Source organism: Streptomyces sp. NPDC005775, from assembly GCF_042871565.1.
Lineage (GTDB): Bacteria > Actinomycetota > Actinomycetes > Streptomycetales > Streptomycetaceae > Streptomyces.
This window is the reverse complement of record NZ_JBIAIU010000007.1, coordinates 64,433-80,851: the sequence shown is the minus strand read 5'-3', so window position 1 is coordinate 80,851 and position 16,419 is coordinate 64,433. Positions and strand designations below refer to the sequence as shown.

The window sequence follows — 16,419 nt, the reverse complement described above, 5'->3', positions numbered from 1 at the left end:
TTCTCCCCGATGGTCCGTAACTTCCCGACCTCGATGCGACGTGCCGTCGGCATGTCCGTCGGCCCCGAGGCCCACATGACGACGGTCGCTCCCCTCAGAGCTCGCAGGGGAGCGACCGTACAAGCCACACCGGGCAAGGTCAGCGGATGGTCAGGCTTCGCCGCGCTGTCAGCTCGCGGGACGAATGTGCGGTGGCGAAGGTGTACGAGCCCGGCACGAGGACCCAGCCGCCCGGCTTCCACACTGTCAGGTCCTGTGCCGGGATTCTGAGGGTCAGTCGTTGTGAGCCGGCCGCGGCCAGGGTGACCTTGCGGAAGGCGACCAGACGACGTGGCTCCGCTGCTGCCGCACCCGGCAGCGTGACGTAGATCTGGACCACCTCAGTGCCCCTGCGTCGGCCCGTGTTGGTGACGTTGACGGAGAGGGTGACATTCCTGGCTGCCTGGTCGTAGGCCGCCTCCAGGTAGCCGTGGGCGAAGGAGGTGTAGGAGAGGCCGTGGCCGAAGGGGAAGCGGGGCTGCTGTCCCTTGGCGTCGTAGTAGCGGTAGCCGACGGCGATGCCCTCGTCGTAGGAGACGGCGCCGTTCGTTCCGGGGTAGGTCGCGGGGGTGGTGCCCGGTCCTTGGTGCGCGTCGGTGGGGAAGGTGACGGGAAGGCGGCCGGAGGGGTCACTGTCGCCGAAGAGGATGGCGGCGAGGGCGGTGCCCATCCCCCGCCCTCCGTACCATGTCTGGATCACGGCTTCCACGTCGTTGAGCCATGGGGTGGCGACGGGGCCGTCGGTGTTGAGGACGACGACCGTGCGCGGGTTCGCGGCCGCCACAGCGGTGATGAGCTGGTTCTGGTCGCCCGGCAGCTCGAGCAGCTCGTGGTCCATGGCCTCGCCGGCGACCCGGTTGACGAAGACGACGGCGGCGTCGGCTGCCCCCGCCGCCGTGACGGCGGCGGGAATGAGGGACTCGGGCTGCCACCCCAGGGTCAGGCCGCAGGTGCCGGTCTCGGCGGTGGCGTTGGTGTAGGTCAGTTCGACGCCGACCGCGCGGCCCGCGGTCAGCTGGGCAGTGCCCTGGAGCGGGTAGTCGAACGGTCCGAGGAAGAAGCGGCGCATCTGCCGGGTGCCGGAGACGACCGTGACGCCGTTGATCTTCAGCGTGGTCGTACCGGCGGGCAGCAGCGAGAAACGGTGCAGACCGGTGGCGGCCGGCACGAGGGTGCCGGTCCACTTCGCCGACCAGACGGCGGGCAGGTCCGCCGCGGGCGCGGTGGTGAAGTCCACGGTGGCGTCGGTCCTGGTCACGACCGGGGTGCCGGTGGCGTCGGCGCCCGCGAAGTACGCGGCGGTCAAGCCGGACTTGCCCGTGCTGTCGCGCAGTACGGACGACGGCACCGCGGCCAGGGGGAGGTCACCCTTGGTGCCCTGCGCCTGGGTGACGTTGACGGAGCTTCCGGCCCGGGCGCGGATGGCCTGCAGAGGGGTGGTCCAGGCGCCGGGGTCGACGTAGGTGGATCCGGCGACGCCGGTGAGGGCGTCGGTGCCGGCCGGGCCGATGACGGCCAGGGATTTCACCGAGGGGGGCAGCGGCAGCGCCGAGGATCGGTTGGTGAGCAGGACCGTGGAGGCGATCGCGGCCTCGTGGGCGAGGTCCCGGTGTTCCTGCGTGCTGACGTTGTCGGCGGGGGCGGGGACGGGGCTGTCGAAGAGACCGTTCGCGAACATCGTGACGAGGATGCGGCGGGCTGCGTCGTCCAGCCGCGTGCCCGGTATCGCGCCTCCCGTGAGTCCGCCCGCGGGGATCCTCACCGCGCCGGAGCCCAGTCCGGCGAGGTCCATGCCTGCCCGGGCGGCCGCGACCTGGTCGTCGCCGGCCCAGAAGTCCGGCACGGTGTAGCCCTGGAGTCCGAGGCCCGTCTTCAGGTCGTCGAACAGGGCGGGGTCCTGCGTCGCGAAGGTGCCGTTGATCTTCGGGTAGGCCATCATCACCGACGTGGTCGGCGCGGCGAGAACCACACGGCGGAAAGGTGCCTGGTAGATCTCGTGCAGGGCTCGGTCGGAGACCTTGGTGTCGATGAAGAAGCGGTTGGTCTCCTGGGTGTAGGCGGCGAAGTGCTTGACGGTCGCGGCCACCTGCTGGCTCTGCATACCGACCGTGAAGGCCGCTCCGAGGTATCCGGCGAGCAGGGGGTCTTCCCCCATGCCCTCGGACTGTCGGCCGAAGTGCCAGGTCCGCGTCAGGTCGACGGTGGGGCCGAGCAGGTTGTTGTACCCCTTGCCCCTGCCCTCCGCGCCGATGGCCCGGCCGATACGGCCCGCCAGGTCCTCGTCGAAGGTCGCTGCCTGAGCGACGGGGACAGGGAAGGCGGTGACTCCCTTCTCGCCCCGGAGCCCCGCGGACGCGTCGACCATCGTCAGGGCGGGGACACCCAGGTGGGCCACGGCCGCGAAGTCGCAGCGCACGAGGGCTTCTTTCTCCGTCGCTGACATCGTGGCCAGCAAGGCGTCGGCCCGGTTCTGTGGGGCGGCGCCGGACGCGGCCGCTGCCTGATCGCTCATGACCGGGGCCATGCCCACGACCAGCGCGGTGAGAGTGGCGGCAGAGAGGAATTTTCGTCTGTTCACAGCGGCTCTCCGGATACCTGTGGGCGGCTGCTCGGCACGCCGCCGCGGGGGGGATGGGCCGACCAGGAGGTCAGGTTCCTGGTCGGCCCCGACTGCGGGGTAACGGCATGGTCCTTTCAGGCAGCCGCCCCAGCGATTTCGGCGGTGTCGAGTACGTGTTCACCCGCGCCGAGAATGACCGGCGCGCAGCCGGGCAGCTCGGCGACGGCACGGCAGCCCTCAGGAACCGTGCAGCGCGCCGTGAGGCCGGCGGCTGTCGTCTCCCAGGACAGGGACGCGGTCCCGTAAGGAGTTTCGTGACGGGTGCGGGCCCACGTGATGCCCCCTCCGGGCCGTGGCCGGAAAGCGATCTCCCGATATCCGGAAGACGTGGCCGCGATGCCGCCGACAACCCGGTGCAGCCAGTCGGCGACGGCGCCCAGCGCGTAGTGGTTGAAGGAGGTCATCCCGCCCGGGTTGAGGCTGCCGTCGGGTCGCAGGCTGTCCCAGCGTTCCCAGATGGTGGTCGCGCCCTGGGTCACGGTGTAGAGCCATGAGGGGCACTCGGTCTGGAGCAGCAGGCGGTAGGCGACATCGAGGTGGCCGGTGTCGGTGAGGGCGTCGCAGATCAGTGGCGTCCCGACGAAGCCGGTGGCGATGCGGGCGTCGTCCGCGAGGACGAGCTCGGCGAGTCGGTCCCCGGCGCTCCGCCTTTGCTGGGGGGTGAGCAGGCCGAAGGTGATCCCCAGGGCGTAGGCCGTGGGGCTGTCGCTGGCCATGCGACCGGATGGCAGGACGTACCGGCGGCGGAACGCGTCGGTGACCTCGTCGGCCAGGGAGGCATACCGCTCGGCGTCCGCGTCGTCTCCCAACTCGGTTGCGGAGAAAGCGAGGTGACGGGCGGAGTGGGCGAAGTAGGCGGTGGCGACGAGATAGCGGTCGGTGATGCCGGCTGCTGGGTCCTCCGGTGGGGCGGCGGGGTCGAGCCAGTCCCCGAGCTGGAAGCCGGTGTCCCACAGGCGGCTCGGTCCTGCGAGGCGTTCCATGAGGTCGACCCACCTCTTGGCCGTGGGGTAGTGGCGGCGGAGGAGGTCGACGTCGCCGAAGCGCTGGTGGAGCGTCCAGGGTGTGAGCGTGGTGACGTCTCCCCAGGCGGCTCCGGGCTGGATCGGCGTCCACATGGGCTCGCCCGGGATGACGGGGACGTACCAGGGGACGGTGCCGTCGGGCAGCTGCTCCAGGCCGACGTCGGTGAGCCAGGAGTCGAGCATTCCGGCGCAGTCGTAGAGGTAGCTCGCGGTGGGGGCGAAGACCTGGATGTCCCCTGTCCAGCCGAGGCGTTCGTCGCGCTGGGGGCAGTCGGTGGGGATGTCGACGAAGTTGCCTCGCATGCTCCAGACGACGTTCTCGTGCAGGCGGTTGACGAGGTCGTCGCTGCACTCGAACCAGCCGGTGCGGCGCATGTCCGTGTGGTGGACGCGGGCCGTCACCTTGTCCGGGGTCAGTTCGCCGGGCCAGCCCGTGACTTCCGCGTAGCGGAAGCCGTGGAGCGTGAAGCGGGGTTCCCAGGTGAGCGGGCCCCGCCCGGAGAGGATCAGCGTGTCAGTGGCGTAGGCCTCGCGCAGGGGACGGGTGGCCAGTTCGCCGTCCTGGAGCACTTCGGCGTGGCGGAGGGTGATGACGGTGCCGACCGGGCCGTCGGCCGTGACGCTGAGGCGGCCGACGAGGTTCTGGCCGAAGTCGAGGAGGTGTCGGCCGTCCTCGGTGCGGGTGACGGAGACCGGGGCGATCTCTTCGGTGCAGCGCACCGGGGGCCCCATCGGTGCGACGAGGGTCGCGGGATCACGGCTGCCGGTCCGTACAGGCGTCCACGCGTCGGAAGCCGTACGCGACGGTGCGCACCAGTCCGGGTCGTGCAGCCGGGCGTCGAACGACTCGCCCTCGTAGAGACCGCTGGTCAGGATCGGGCCGGGGGCGGCGCTCCATGTTCCGTCCGAGGCGACGACGCGTGTGGTGCCGTCGTCGTACGTCACTTCCAGTTGGGCGATGAGGGCCTGGTCGGTGCCGTAGATGTTGCGGGTGCCGCCGTCGAAGCCGTACGTGCCGCGGTACCAGCCGTCACCGAGCCATGCGCCGATGGTGTTGGCACCTTCGGCGAGGTGGGTGGTGACGTCGTGGGTGTGGTAGCGGAGGCGGTGAGGGTAGACGGTCCAGCCCGGTGCCAGGGTCTCGTCACCGACGCGGCGGCCGTTGATCTCGACCTCGTACAGGCCGTGCGCCGAGACGTACAGGCGGGCACGCCTCAGGGGGCGTTCGAGCTGGAAGTCCTTTCGGACCCGGGCCGGGCGGCGCTCGGCCTCCGGGTCCTCGTCCCATCCGGCGCCCACAGGGACGGCCTGCCAGTCGGCAGGGTCCAGAAGACCGGCTTCGACCGCTCGGGGTTCGCTCCACGCCGACGGCTCGCCGGCATCCGGGGCCCATACGCGGACCCGGACCCGGGCGCGTTCGCGGGAGGCCAGGGGTTCGCCCGGCCAGGGCATCAGTACCTGGCCGGGACCGTCGATGCGGCCGGTGCGGTGCGTGGCGCCGGAGCGGAGGAGTTCCACTTCGTACGCCTTCTGGCTGCCGGTCCCCGGGGGCAGGGTCCAGGTCAAGCGGGGGGCTGGGACACCGATACCCAGGCCGTCGGGGAGGTGTTCGAAGGTCACCGGGGCAGGCTGAAGGGACATCGGGGAGGGGAGACCTTCCGTGGGGGTGCTGGTGTACTGGAGCAGAGCCGGGGCGTCAGCCCTTGACGGCTCCTCCGGTCAGGCCCTTCATGACCTTCTGGTTGAGGAAGAGATAGATCAGGAGCGTGCCGAAGACGTTGATGCAGATGGCCGCGAACAGCGGTCCGTACTGTGTGGCGCCGAAGTCGCCGGTGAAGTTGAGCAGGCCGACCTGGATGGTGCGCAGGTCCTGGTTGTTGGTGAAGGTCAGCGCGATGAGCAGGTCGTTCCAGATGAAGAAGAACTGGACCAGGCCGACGGTGAGGATGGCGTTGCGGACCATGGGAACGCTGATGGTCCAGAAGGCACGCAGGATGCCTGCGCCGTCGAGGGCCGCCGCTTCGAACATCTCGCGGGGCACGGTCTTGTAGTAGGTGGCCATCATGAAGACGGTCAGCGGAAGGCCGGTGCCGGTGTAGGTGAGGATCAGCGGCCACAGCGTGCCCGACAGACCTGCTTGGAAGTAGACGGTGAACAGGGGCAGCAGAATCATCTGGGACGGCACCATGATGCCCGCCAGGAAGATCAGCAGGGTCAGGCTGCGGCCTTTCCACACCATGATCTGCAAGGCGAATCCGGCCGCGGTGCCGAGCAGGAGGACCAGTGCGAGGGACGGCAGTACGGCCAGCAGGCTGTTCTGGATGTACAGGCCGATGTTGCCGGTGTTCCACGCCTCGGTGTAGTTGCCCCATTCCCAGGTCGACGGCAGGCTCCACGTGGAGCTGTTCAGGTAGTCGTCGTTCGACTTGAGGGAGGTCAGGAACATCCACAGCAGCGGGTAGATCTCGACGACCAGCAGCAGCGCGATGACGACTCTGCCCCAGATGCGTCCCGGGCGACGGCGCCTCGGGCCGGCTCGGTGCGGGACGCCGCCGGCCCTGCGGCGGGCGGGGGCGGGCATGGGGTGCGTGTCGAGAGACATGGGTTCAGCCCTTGGTGAGGTCGTGTCGCGAGAGGCGGAAGACGACGAGGGTCACCAGGAGGCAGACGACGGTCAGCAGCAGGGCGATGGTGCTGCCGTAGCCGTAGTCGCTGTAGGTGAACGACGTCTGGAACATGGAGAGGGTCAGCGGGGTGGTGCCGCTGCCGGGGCCGCCGTTGGTCAGCGCGACGATGGAGTCGAAGACCTTCAGGGTTCCGTTGATGCTGAAGATGAGGGAGGACATCAGGACGGGGAAGGACAGGGGCAGCACGATGTGGCGTACGAGCCGCAGGCCGGAGGCACCGTCCATGCGAGCGGATTCCAGGAGTTCGTCGGGTATGTCGACCAGGCCGGCGAAGAGCAGGACCGCGTAGAAGCCCATGGAGCGCCAGACGTCCATGAGCACCAGGACCCAGAAGGCACTCCCGGCGCTCGCGAACCAGTCGACCGACTCGATGCCGACCATGTTCAGCAGCGAGTTGACGGGACCGGTCTGCGGCGCGACCTGGAACAGCTTCTGGAACAGCAGGCCGACCGCCACGGTGGGCAGGACGACGGGGAAGAAGGCCAGGGTGCGTACGAGCGCGGAGGCGCGCTTGAGGAAGAAGACGTAGAGCAGGGCGAGCAGGTAGCCGGCGATGACCTGCCCGGCGGTTACGACGAAGGCGTACTTGAGGGTGAACCAGAGGGCGTCCCGGACGGCTTCGTCGGTGAACAGGTGCTGGAAGTTCTCCAGTCCGTTGCCCGTGAATCCGTCGAGGGTGTTGCCCGTGGTGAAGGAGTACCCGAGCGACCACGCCATCGGGACGAGCATGATCAGGGAATAGACGAGGAGAGCGGGGCCGAGCAGGATCAGGACGGCCCTGCGGTCACCGAGGACGCGGTGCATGGGTGGTATCCACTTCGTTTCCGTTGAAGAGACCTGCCGGACGGGACCGGGGGCGGCTCACGCGGGTGCGGGCGTGCGAGGAGGCCGGTGGGCCGCCCCCGGCCGGTCACTTGGCGGCCAGGGCGTCCTGCACGGTCTGCATGAACTTCTCGGGGCTCATGCTGCCGCTGACCAGGGATGCCGCGTTGGTCTGACTGACCGTGGTCGCCTTGGTGCTGAACAGGGCCTCGAACCACAGCACGTTCTGCGTGGACGCCTCGATGGTCTCCCTGACGTCCGCGGTCACCTTGTTGGCGTCCTCGAACTCCTCGTTCACCTTGAAGCCGGAGATCGCACCCTGTCCCTTGAGGACGGTCGCGCCGTAGTTCTTCGCGATGCAGGCGGTCCAGTCACCGGTCTTGTCGTCGAACGACTTCTTGGCCAGGGTGACGCCCAGCCCGACGTTGGAGGGGTACTGGTCGATCTTGCCCTTGCCGCCGGGGACGGCGGGGAAGGGCAAGAACCCGACGTTCTCGGCGCCGACCTTGTTCTGCTTGGCGTCGGAGATGTTGGTCAGTGCCCAGCTGCCCATGTAGAACATGGCGGCCTTGCCGTTGAGGAACTGGTTCATCGCCGTGTCGTAGTCGATGGAGCCGAGGCCCTTGCCGAAGTAGCCCTTCTTGCCGAGCGCGGCGATTTCCTCGGCGGCCTTGACGTACTCGGGGTCGGTCAGCTTGGCCTTGCCGTCGGCGACCTTCTTGAGGGCGTCGGGCCCGAGACTGCGGTAGAGGTAGCCGCTGATGAGGCGGGTGAGGGGCCATCCCTGCTGTCCGGAGGCGGAGAAGGGCTGTATGCCCTCGCTCCGGAGTTTCGCGGAAGCGGCGACGAGATCGTCCCAGGTAGCGGGCTGGGAGAGGCCGTTGGCGGTGAACAGCTTCTTGTTGTAGAAGATGCCCTCGATGTTGTACTCGAAGGGCAGGACCGCCAGCTTGCCGTCGTAGAGCGCCTTGACCGTCGAGACGGCGGCCGGCTCGATCTGGTCCAGAACCCCGCGGTCCTTGAGCTCCTTCTCCAGGTCGGCGATCTTGCCGGACTTGTTCAGCTGGTTGGTGAGCGCGGGTGCGCTGCCTGCGGCGAACTGCACCGGCAGGGCGTCCTGTCCGGCCAGGAGCTGGAGCTTCTGGTCGAGGCTCGCCTGTGGAACCGTCTCCACCTTCAGCGGCAGTGCCTTGTTCTCGGCCTTGCACGCACCCTTGGACAAAGTGGTCAGCGCTGCCTTGATCGCGGTGTTCTCGGTGACGCTGAGGTAGTTGAAGTTCTTCGGTGCGGATGAGGAACCACCGCCGCTGCCGCCACAGGCTGTGGCCAGCAGCGCCAGTGAGGCCGTTCCGGCGGTGAGCAGGCTCAGGCGCACACGGCGGACCCGGGGCATACGAGGGGACACGGAAGACTCCCAAGAAGTACGGAAAGGAAGACGAGAGTGAACAGCGGCACCGAAGGCAACGAAGAAGGCCCTGCCGCGAGGAGAGTGCGTAAAACGTTCTCCACTAGGATTGGGCAACACCCTGCACCGCTCCCCCGTTCCCGTCAAGACACGACGGTGTAACACTGAGGCAACGCATCCGAGGGCTTGACGGCCTCCGGCGGCGGTGGTGTAGACCGTTATATTCACGATCACAAGATGCGGAGCGCTGACCATGGACCGGGCTGCGACACCCAGGCAGAACAAACGCGTGACCATCACGGACGTCGCCCGCCATGCCGGCGTGTCCACCGCCGCGGTCTCCAAGGTGATGCGCAACGCCTACGGCGTGAGCCCGGCGATGCAGGAGAAGGTCAAGGCCGCGATCGCCGAACTCGGCTACCGGCCGCACGCGGCGGCACGCGGCATGCGCGGCCGGACCTACACCATCGGCGTACTGCTGGACAACGTCCGCAACGCCTTCTTCGCCGACATCCTCGACGGTGTCCAGGACGAACTCCGCGACAGCGAGTACACCGTGCTGATCGGCGCGGCAGGATTCTCGCCGGAGGAGCAGGCCAAGACCATTCGCTCCATGGTCGACCGACAGATGGACGGCCTGATCCTCATCGCCCCGGGAACCCCGCGCGAGGAAGTACTGGACACTGCCACATCCACGCCCACCGTGGTCCTCGGCCATCACGACGGCTCCGACACACACGACTCGGTCGTCGACGCCGACGACATCGGAGCGGGCCTGGTCGTCGACCACCTGGTCTCGCTCGGCCACCGCGACATCGCCCTCGTCCCGGCCCCCGGCACCAAGGCCAACCGGTGGAAACGCACCCCCGAGATCGTGCTGACGGCCGGCTACCTCGACGCGATGGAACGGCACGGACTCTCCGAGCATGCGCGGGTACTGCACGCCGCGTACTCCGACGAAGGCGGCTTCAAGGCCGGAATGACCCTGCTGACGACGGAACACCGGCCGACCGCCGTCATGACCGGCGCCGACGTCGCAGCCCTGGGCATCTACCGCGCGGCCCACGAACTCGGCCTGCGCATCCCCGAGGACCTCTCGCTCGTCGGCTACAACAACACCGCCCTCGCTGCCCTGGCCCCCGTCCAGCTCACCAGCGTCGACCAGGCCGGCCACACCATGGGCTCCACCGCCGCCCGCATGCTCATCGAGCGTGTGGAAGGCAGGCGGGACCGGGCCATGCGGACGACGATGACCCCCCGCCTCGTGCGACGCGGCACCACCGCGACCCCAGTGAGCCGTTGAACCGTAGGTAGCGCTCGCGGACGCACCCGGTGCAGTAGTCACCGAGCAGTGTCGTGCAAGCGGTCATGATCGCCGCCTCGGCCGCACCCACCAGCACACGGCCGGCGAGAATGCCGTGCAGGAAGTTCGCCCTGCACGTCCGGGGGATCGCAGCCGAGGGAAGGCGGAGCAGCGGGAGCGGGCACGGCGGCACTCCAGAGCGCGAGGCGGGAAGGGCGATGCGCGTGGCGACAGGCCCGTCTGTCCAGGACGTCCGCGCACGGGTGCAGTGATGTGCCACGACTATGCGGTGCGCAGGACAGCCTGCCCAGCCCTGCCGTGATCCGATTTTCGGATGCCCCGGATCCACCGCGTGAATGCCGTCGACCGGCGACGTGCCCCGCCTCCTGGCAGGGTGGCCCCGGCTACTCCTTCGCGTCGGCCATGCGCCTGCCGACCCGGGCGGCCGTCTCGCGCAGCCAGATGTGGGCAGCGTCGTGTGTGTGCACCGGATGCCACCACATCGCCTCCCGCAGGGGTACCGCTTCGTACGGCGGTTCCAGCACCCGCACGGCGGCAAGGGGCGCCATCAGGTGGGCAAGGCGGGCCTGGATCAGGGCGATGCGCCGGGTGCCGGCGACCAGCAGCGGCAGCAGTTGGAAGCTGTCGACGGATACCTCGACGCGCGGTTCGACGCCGAGCATGCCGAGCTGGCGCACGGCCGGGGCGTCGTAAGTGCGCTGGTAGGTGACCCACGGCAGCCGGGCCAGGTCCTGGCGGGTGAGCCGGTCCTCGACGCTCGGATGGTCTTCGGCGACGAGGAAGACCCAGCTGTCCTGGTAGAGGTCGGTGGCCGGGAAGTCGCTGATGACGCCGTGCGGCATGAGCAGGCCGTCGGCGGTGCTCAGCAGGGTGGCCGTGTCGTCGACGACGGAGGTCGGGGTCTGGGTGAAGCGCAGGCGGATGCCGGGAGCCTCCTCGTGCATGACCCGGGCGAGCTCGGCACCGAACACGGCGACGGCGTAGTCGGAGGCGATCAGCTTGAACTCGCGACTCTCACTGGCCGGGTCGAAGTCGGCCTGGCTGGCGAACAGGCGCTCCAGTACGTCGTAGGCGGTCGCGGTGCGGTCGAGGAGGACCTGTCCGAGTGCGGTGAGTTCGTAGTGGCCGCCGACCCGAGCGAGCAGGTCGTCGTCGAAGTGGCGGCGCAGCCGGGCCAGGGCGGCGCTCATGGCCGGCTGGCTCAGCCCGACGCGTTGTCCGGCGCGCGTGACGTTGCGCTCCTCCAGCAGAGAACGCAGCGCGACGACGAGGTTGAGGTCCAGACGGGACAGGTTCACGGGCTTTCCCTTTGCGATAAGGCTCCGATCAGGGCAAATAAACACCATGGATAGCGAGCATCCATACAATCTATTTCCATGATTGCGGGTGGCAGGTCCAGATTAGTCACATCGCAATCAGGAGGACATGTTCGTGAAACCCGCATCCGCCGCGTCCGCGCTCTTCGCCGGACCGTTCGCCCTCACCACGCTCTCGGCTCCGGACGGACCCGCGTTCCCCGCTCTCGTCACGCCCGACGCCCAGGTAGTCGACCTGCGGGCCGCGTTCGAGGACGACCGGCTGACCACCCGAGCTCTCCTGGAAGTCTGGGAGGCTGCGCTTCCCCGGCTGCGCGCGCTGGCCGAGGACACCGGCTCCACGAAGCCGCTGGCCGACTTCCGGGTGCACGCACCCGTCGAGCCGCGGCAGGTGTTTCAGTCGGGGGCGAACTACCGGCAGCACGTGATCGACCTGCACGTCGCGCACCGCGCCCCGGGCGACGACCGCCCCGAGGAGGAGCGGCGGGCGGAGGCGGCGGAGATCATGGACCGGCGGGCGACGGAGGACCTGCCGTACGTGTTCATCGGGCTGCCGAGCGCGATCACCGGCCCGTACGACGACGTCGTACTCCCCGACTGGGCCGAGAAGCCCGACTGGGAGCTGGAGTTGGCCGCCGTCATCGGCCGCCCCGCCTACCGGGTGTCGGTCGAGGAGGCGCTCGACCACGTCGCCGGCTACACGATCGCCAACGACCTGACCGACCGCGCCACGGTCTTCCGCCGGGACATGCCGCAGATCGGCACGGACTGGCTTCGCAGTAAGAACGCGCCCGGTTTCACCCCGCTCGGCCCCTGGATCGTGCCGGCCGAATCCGTCCCGGACACCGGCGACCTGCGCCTCGTGCTGAAGCTGAACGGCGAGACCATGCAGGACGAGTCCACCCAGGACATGATCTTCAACGTGGCACGCATGGTCTCCTACGCGTCGCAATCCGCACACCTGCTCCCGGGCGACCTCGTGCTGACGGGCAGTCCGGCCGGGAACGGCATGCACTGGGGCCGGCTGCTGCGCGACGGGGACGTCATGGAGGGCACGGTCACCGGCCTCGGCATCCAGCGCACCCGCTGTATCGCGGAGGACGCATCGTGAGCCTCGACCGCACCGACCCCGAGGGCTCGATCGCCGCGGCCGCCAAGGCGTACTCCAACTGGGGCCGCTGGGGTGAGGACGACGTGCTCGGCACCCTGAACTTCCTCGACGAGGCCAAGCGCCGGGAGGGGGCCGCCCTGGTCCGGCGGGGTGTCAGCTTCTCCCTCTCCCAGCGCTTCGACATGGACGGCCCGCAGAAGGGCTGGCGCCGGCGCACCAACCCCGTGCACACCATGCTCGACACCGGCACCGACGCCGTCGTCACCGGGCAGGGCTTCCCGCACGGACTCGGCGGCGCGGACGACGTCATCGCGATGCCGCTGCAATGCTCCACCCAGTGGGACGGGCTCGGACACATCTTCGACCACGGCAAAGCGTGGAACGGACGCCCGGCGGAGAAGGTCGTCACCTCCGAAGGCGACCTGGTCACCGGCATCGAGCACATGGCCCCGCACGTCGCGGGACGCGGAGTGCTCCTGGACGTCGGCCGGGTCATCGGCGAGAACGACGGACTTCCCGACGGCTTCGCGATCACGGCGGAGCACCTGTCCGCCACCGCCGAGTCTCACCATGTGACCGTGGGACGCGGTGACATCGTGCTGGTGCGTACCGGGCAGCTCGCCCGGGCACGCCGCGACGGGTGGGGCGAGTACGCCGGCGGACCTGCTCCCGGTCTGTCGTTCACCGCGGCCGGCTGGCTGCACGGCACGGAGATCGCCGCGATCGCGACCGACACCTGGGGCTTCGAGGTGCGGCCCAACGAGTTCGACCACGCCTTCCAGCCACTGCACCAGGTCGCCATCCCCAACATGGGCCTGCTCATAGGCGAGATGTGGGACCTCGACGCACTCGCCGAGGACTGCGCGGCGGACGGCGCGTACGAGTTCTTCCTCACCGCCGCACCCTTGCCGATCACCGGTGCGGTCGGCAGCCCGGTCAATCCGATCGCCGTCAAGTAATGAGCGGAACAAGGGAGTTCCCCATGAGTAACGACCGTACGGTCCTGGTGATCGGCGGCGGCGCGGCCGGCAACGCCGTCACCGTCCTGCTGCGCCGAGCCGGCCTCGACGTCGACCTGATCGAAGCGAAGGACGACTGGAACGCCACGGCGGGTTCCGGCATCACCCTCCAGGGCAACGCCCTGCGCGTCCTGCGTGAACTGGGCGTGTGGGAGCAGGTGCAGGCATCCGGCTATGGTTTCGGTTCGGTGGGGATCACCGCCCCCGACGGCACCGTCCTGCACGCGCAGGACGACATCCGCAGCGGAGGCGACGACCTGCCGGCCACCGTCGGCATGCAGCGCCCCCAGCTCCAGCAGATCCTCATCGAAGCCGTCCGCGCGAGTGGAGCCCGGGTGCGCCTGGGCGTCACGGCCACTTCCTTCGACCAGGACGACGACGGCGTCACCGTGCGCTTCAGCGACGGGTCCGAGGGCCGCTACGGTCTGGTGATCGCCGCGGACGGCCTCGGTTCCGCCACCCGCGCCGCGATCGGCATCGCCGCGAAGCCGGAGCCGACCGGCATGGCCATCTGGCGCATCGCCGCCCCACGCCCGGCGGGTCTGACCCGCACCGATCTCGCCTACGGCGGCCCGGCCTACATCGCCGGCTACTGCCCCACCAGCGACACCACGCTCTACGCGTACGTGGTCGAGGCCAACCGCGACCGGGCCTCCATCCCGCCGGAGACCTACGCCGACGAGATGCGCGGCCTGACCTCCGCGTACGGAGGCTTCTGGCCGGAGATCACCGCGACGATCACGGATCCGGCGAAGGTCAACTACACCTGGTTCGACCGCATGCTCGTCGAGGGCTCCTGGCACCGCGGGCGCGTCGTCCTCGTCGGAGACGCCGCCCACTGCTGCCCGCCCACCCTCGCCCAGGGCGCCGCCCTGTCCCTGGAGGACGCCTGGGTGCTCGCCCAGATGCTGACCGCATCCGACACCTGGGACGACGCCCTGCTCCAGGCGTACTACGAGCGCCGCGTCACCCGGGTCCGCCCGGTCGTGGAGGCCTCCGTGCAGATCGGGCAGTGGCAGCTCGACGGTGTCCGCGACGCCGACGTGCCCGGCCTGATGGGCCGCACCATGACCATGCTCCGGGAGCTGCCGTGACCACCCCGACGATCGACGTGCACGCCCATGTCCTGCTCCCCGAGATCGAGGCACTCGTCGCCGGCCTGCCCGGGCACGCCGAGGCCAGGGAACTCGACGCTCGACGCAACGGCCACGCCGCCCTCGCCGTCAGCGGCCCCATGGTCCGCGAACGCGTACCGAAGATGACCGACGCCTCCGTACGCATCGCCGCGATGGACACACAGGGCGTGGACGTCCAACTGGTCAGCCCCTCCCCCTCGCACTACCACTACTGGGCCGACGAGGACACGGCAGAAAAGATCTACCGGCTAGCCAACGAGGCGACGGCCGCGCACTGCTCGGCCGCCCCCGACCGGTTGCACGGGCTCGGTCTCGTACCCCTCCAGCACCCGGATCTCATGGTGCGCGCCCTCGACCATGCCCTCGACCAGGGGCTGATCGGGGTCGAGATCTCCAGCCACGCACCGGGGCGGGAACTGTCCGACCCCGCCTACGAACCGTTCTGGTCCCGGGCCGAGGGGACGGGCGCGATCGTGTTCCTGCACCCCTTCGGGTGCACGCTCGACGAGCGCCTTGACCAATGGTATCTGTCCAACACGGTCGGGCAGCCCGCCGAGAACGCCGTGGCCCTGTCGCACCTGATCTTCTCCGGGGTCCTGGACAGGCACCCCGGCCTGAAACTGGTCGCCGCCCACGGCGGCGGTTACCTGCCCACCCACATCGGCCGCTCCGACCACGCCTGGTCGGCACGCCCGGACGCGGGCGCCGGATGCGCGCACCTGCCGAGCAGTTATCTCAAGCGGATCTACTTCGACTCCCTCGTCCACGACCCGCGGGTGCTGGGTTCACTGATCGAGGTCGCGGGAGCGGACCGGGTGCTTCTGGGCTCGGATTTCCCCTTCGACATGGGGTCCGAGGATCCGGTCGGCGCGCTGCGTGCCGTGCGGCTGGCCGAGCCCGACTTCGACGCGGTGCGCGGCGCCAACGCCGCCGCCCTGCTGCGACTCGCCTGACCTCAACGAGGAGGAACACCATGAACGCACGCCTGCTCACCCACCTGCGCCACGTCGACCTGGCGGTGCCCGACTACGACAAGCAACTCGACTTCTACGCCGGAGTGTGGGGCCTGAGCAAGGTCGCCGAGGACTCCGGGATCTCGTTCCTCGCCGCCGAGGGTTCGCCCGAGAGTTACGTCGTACGGCTGCGCGAGGCCGAGGAGAAGCGCCTCGACCTCGTCTCCTACGGCGCCGCGAACCCCGCCGACGTCGACACCCTCGCCGAACAACTCCTCGCCGGCGGTGTGGAGCTGATCACCCGGCCCGGAAAGGTGGACACCCCGGGCGGCGGGTACGGGTTCCGCTTCTTCGACGTCGACGGGCGCACCATCGAGGTCTCCGCCGATGTCGAGGTGCGGCAGCACCGGAAGATCGAGGAGAAGGAGGCGATCCCGGTCAAACTGTCCCACGTCGTCCTCAACTCCCCCGACCTCAACCGCACTCGGGAGTGGTACGAGCGCCACCTCGGCTTCGCGCTCTCCGACACGCTCTCCTCGCCGCACATGGGCGAGGTCATGCACTTCATGCGGATCAGCAACCAGCACCACTCGATGGCCATCGCGCAGGGGCCGCACACCGCCCTGCACCACGTCTCGTTCGAGATGCGCGGCATCGACGAGTACATGCGCGGCTCGGGCCGGGTCATGCGCGCCGGCTTCAAGAAGATCTGGGGCCCCGGCCGGCACATGGCGGGCGACAACACCTTCACGTACTTCCTCGACCCGCACGGCAACACCGTCGAATACACCACCGAGCTGGAGAACCTCGACGAGGACACCTGGCACCCCCACGTCTACGACTTCTCCCAGCCTGAAGTCACCGACCAGTGGGGCACCGCCAACACGATGAACGAACTCGTCGCCAAGGAGTCCTTCAACGACCCCGACCACGGCGTCTTCATCGCCCCGCCCGTCTAGGGC

12 protein-coding genes are annotated in these 16,419 nt (G+C 69.2%); 6 read left to right on the top strand and 6 right to left on the bottom strand.

Annotation, left to right across the window (positions count from 1 at the left end):
- Positions 1–139 precede the first annotated feature (139 nt).
- The 5 genes from ACFYPA_RS18045 to ACFYPA_RS18025 form a co-directional block, all read right to left on the bottom strand.
- Positions 140–2,617 (bottom strand): glycoside hydrolase family 3 C-terminal domain-containing protein, encoded by a 2,478-nt coding sequence (locus ACFYPA_RS18045; protein WP_389132756.1) that lies wholly within the window; start codon positions 2,615–2,617, stop codon positions 140–142.
- A 116-nt stretch (positions 2,618–2,733) separates the two neighbouring features.
- A complete protein-coding gene (locus ACFYPA_RS18040) occupies positions 2,734–5,304 on the bottom strand; it encodes a family 78 glycoside hydrolase catalytic domain (protein ID WP_389132753.1) in 2,571 nt (856 codons plus the stop codon).
- A 76-nt stretch (positions 5,305–5,380) separates the two neighbouring features.
- The gene (locus tag ACFYPA_RS18035) at positions 5,381–6,286 is read right to left on the bottom strand and encodes a carbohydrate ABC transporter permease (protein WP_389132751.1); all 906 of its coding nucleotides are present in this window, start codon (positions 6,284–6,286) and stop codon (positions 5,381–5,383) included.
- 4 nt (positions 6,287–6,290) lie between these two features.
- Positions 6,291–7,175 (bottom strand): carbohydrate ABC transporter permease, encoded by an 885-nt coding sequence (locus ACFYPA_RS18030; protein ID WP_389132749.1) that lies wholly within the window; start codon positions 7,173–7,175, stop codon positions 6,291–6,293.
- A 106-nt stretch (positions 7,176–7,281) separates the two neighbouring features.
- Positions 7,282–8,598 carry an ABC transporter substrate-binding protein gene (locus tag ACFYPA_RS18025; protein WP_389132747.1) on the bottom strand — a complete coding sequence of 439 codons (1,317 nt, stop codon included), beginning with the start codon at positions 8,596–8,598 and terminating at the stop codon, positions 7,282–7,284.
- A gap of 289 nt (positions 8,599–8,887) precedes the next feature.
- Between ACFYPA_RS18025 and ACFYPA_RS18020 the strand changes: the two genes are divergently transcribed.
- Positions 8,888–9,901, top strand: a complete 1,014-nt coding sequence (locus tag ACFYPA_RS18020; RefSeq protein ID WP_359352345.1) for a LacI family DNA-binding transcriptional regulator — start codon at positions 8,888–8,890, stop codon at positions 9,899–9,901.
- A 404-nt stretch (positions 9,902–10,305) separates the two neighbouring features.
- On the opposite strand, the gene ACFYPA_RS18015 is transcribed toward ACFYPA_RS18020, so the two are convergent.
- On the bottom strand, positions 10,306–11,220 hold the full coding sequence (locus ACFYPA_RS18015) for a LysR family transcriptional regulator (RefSeq protein WP_359079091.1): 915 nt from the start codon (positions 11,218–11,220) through the stop codon (positions 10,306–10,308).
- Positions 11,221–11,347: 127 nt separating this feature from the next.
- Here ACFYPA_RS18015 and ACFYPA_RS18010 point away from each other — a divergent pair, with 127 nt between their 5' ends.
- The 5 genes from ACFYPA_RS18010 to ACFYPA_RS17990 are packed head-to-tail and all read left to right on the top strand — an operon-like array spanning position 11,348 to position 16,416.
- Positions 11,348–12,349: a fumarylacetoacetate hydrolase family protein gene (locus tag ACFYPA_RS18010; protein ID WP_359079088.1), complete on the top strand. Its 1,002-nt coding sequence runs from the start codon at positions 11,348–11,350 to the stop codon at positions 12,347–12,349.
- Entirely contained in the window at positions 12,346–13,308 is a 963-nt protein-coding gene (locus ACFYPA_RS18005) for a cyclase family protein (protein WP_359316525.1), read from the top strand. Before ACFYPA_RS18010 ends, ACFYPA_RS18005 begins: the two co-directional genes overlap by 4 nt.
- Positions 13,309–13,331: 23 nt before the next feature.
- Entirely contained in the window at positions 13,332–14,462 is a 1,131-nt protein-coding gene (locus tag ACFYPA_RS18000; RefSeq protein ID WP_389132743.1) for an FAD-dependent oxidoreductase, read from the top strand.
- Positions 14,459–15,457, top strand: coding sequence for an amidohydrolase family protein (locus tag ACFYPA_RS17995; protein ID WP_359079083.1), 999 nt, complete (start codon positions 14,459–14,461; stop codon positions 15,455–15,457). The genes ACFYPA_RS18000 and ACFYPA_RS17995 overlap by 4 nt, the downstream gene beginning before the upstream one ends.
- A gap of 20 nt (positions 15,458–15,477) precedes the next feature.
- The gene (locus ACFYPA_RS17990) at positions 15,478–16,416 is read left to right on the top strand and encodes a VOC family protein (protein ID WP_359079081.1); all 939 of its coding nucleotides are present in this window, start codon (positions 15,478–15,480) and stop codon (positions 16,414–16,416) included.
- Positions 16,417–16,419 lie beyond the last annotated feature (3 nt).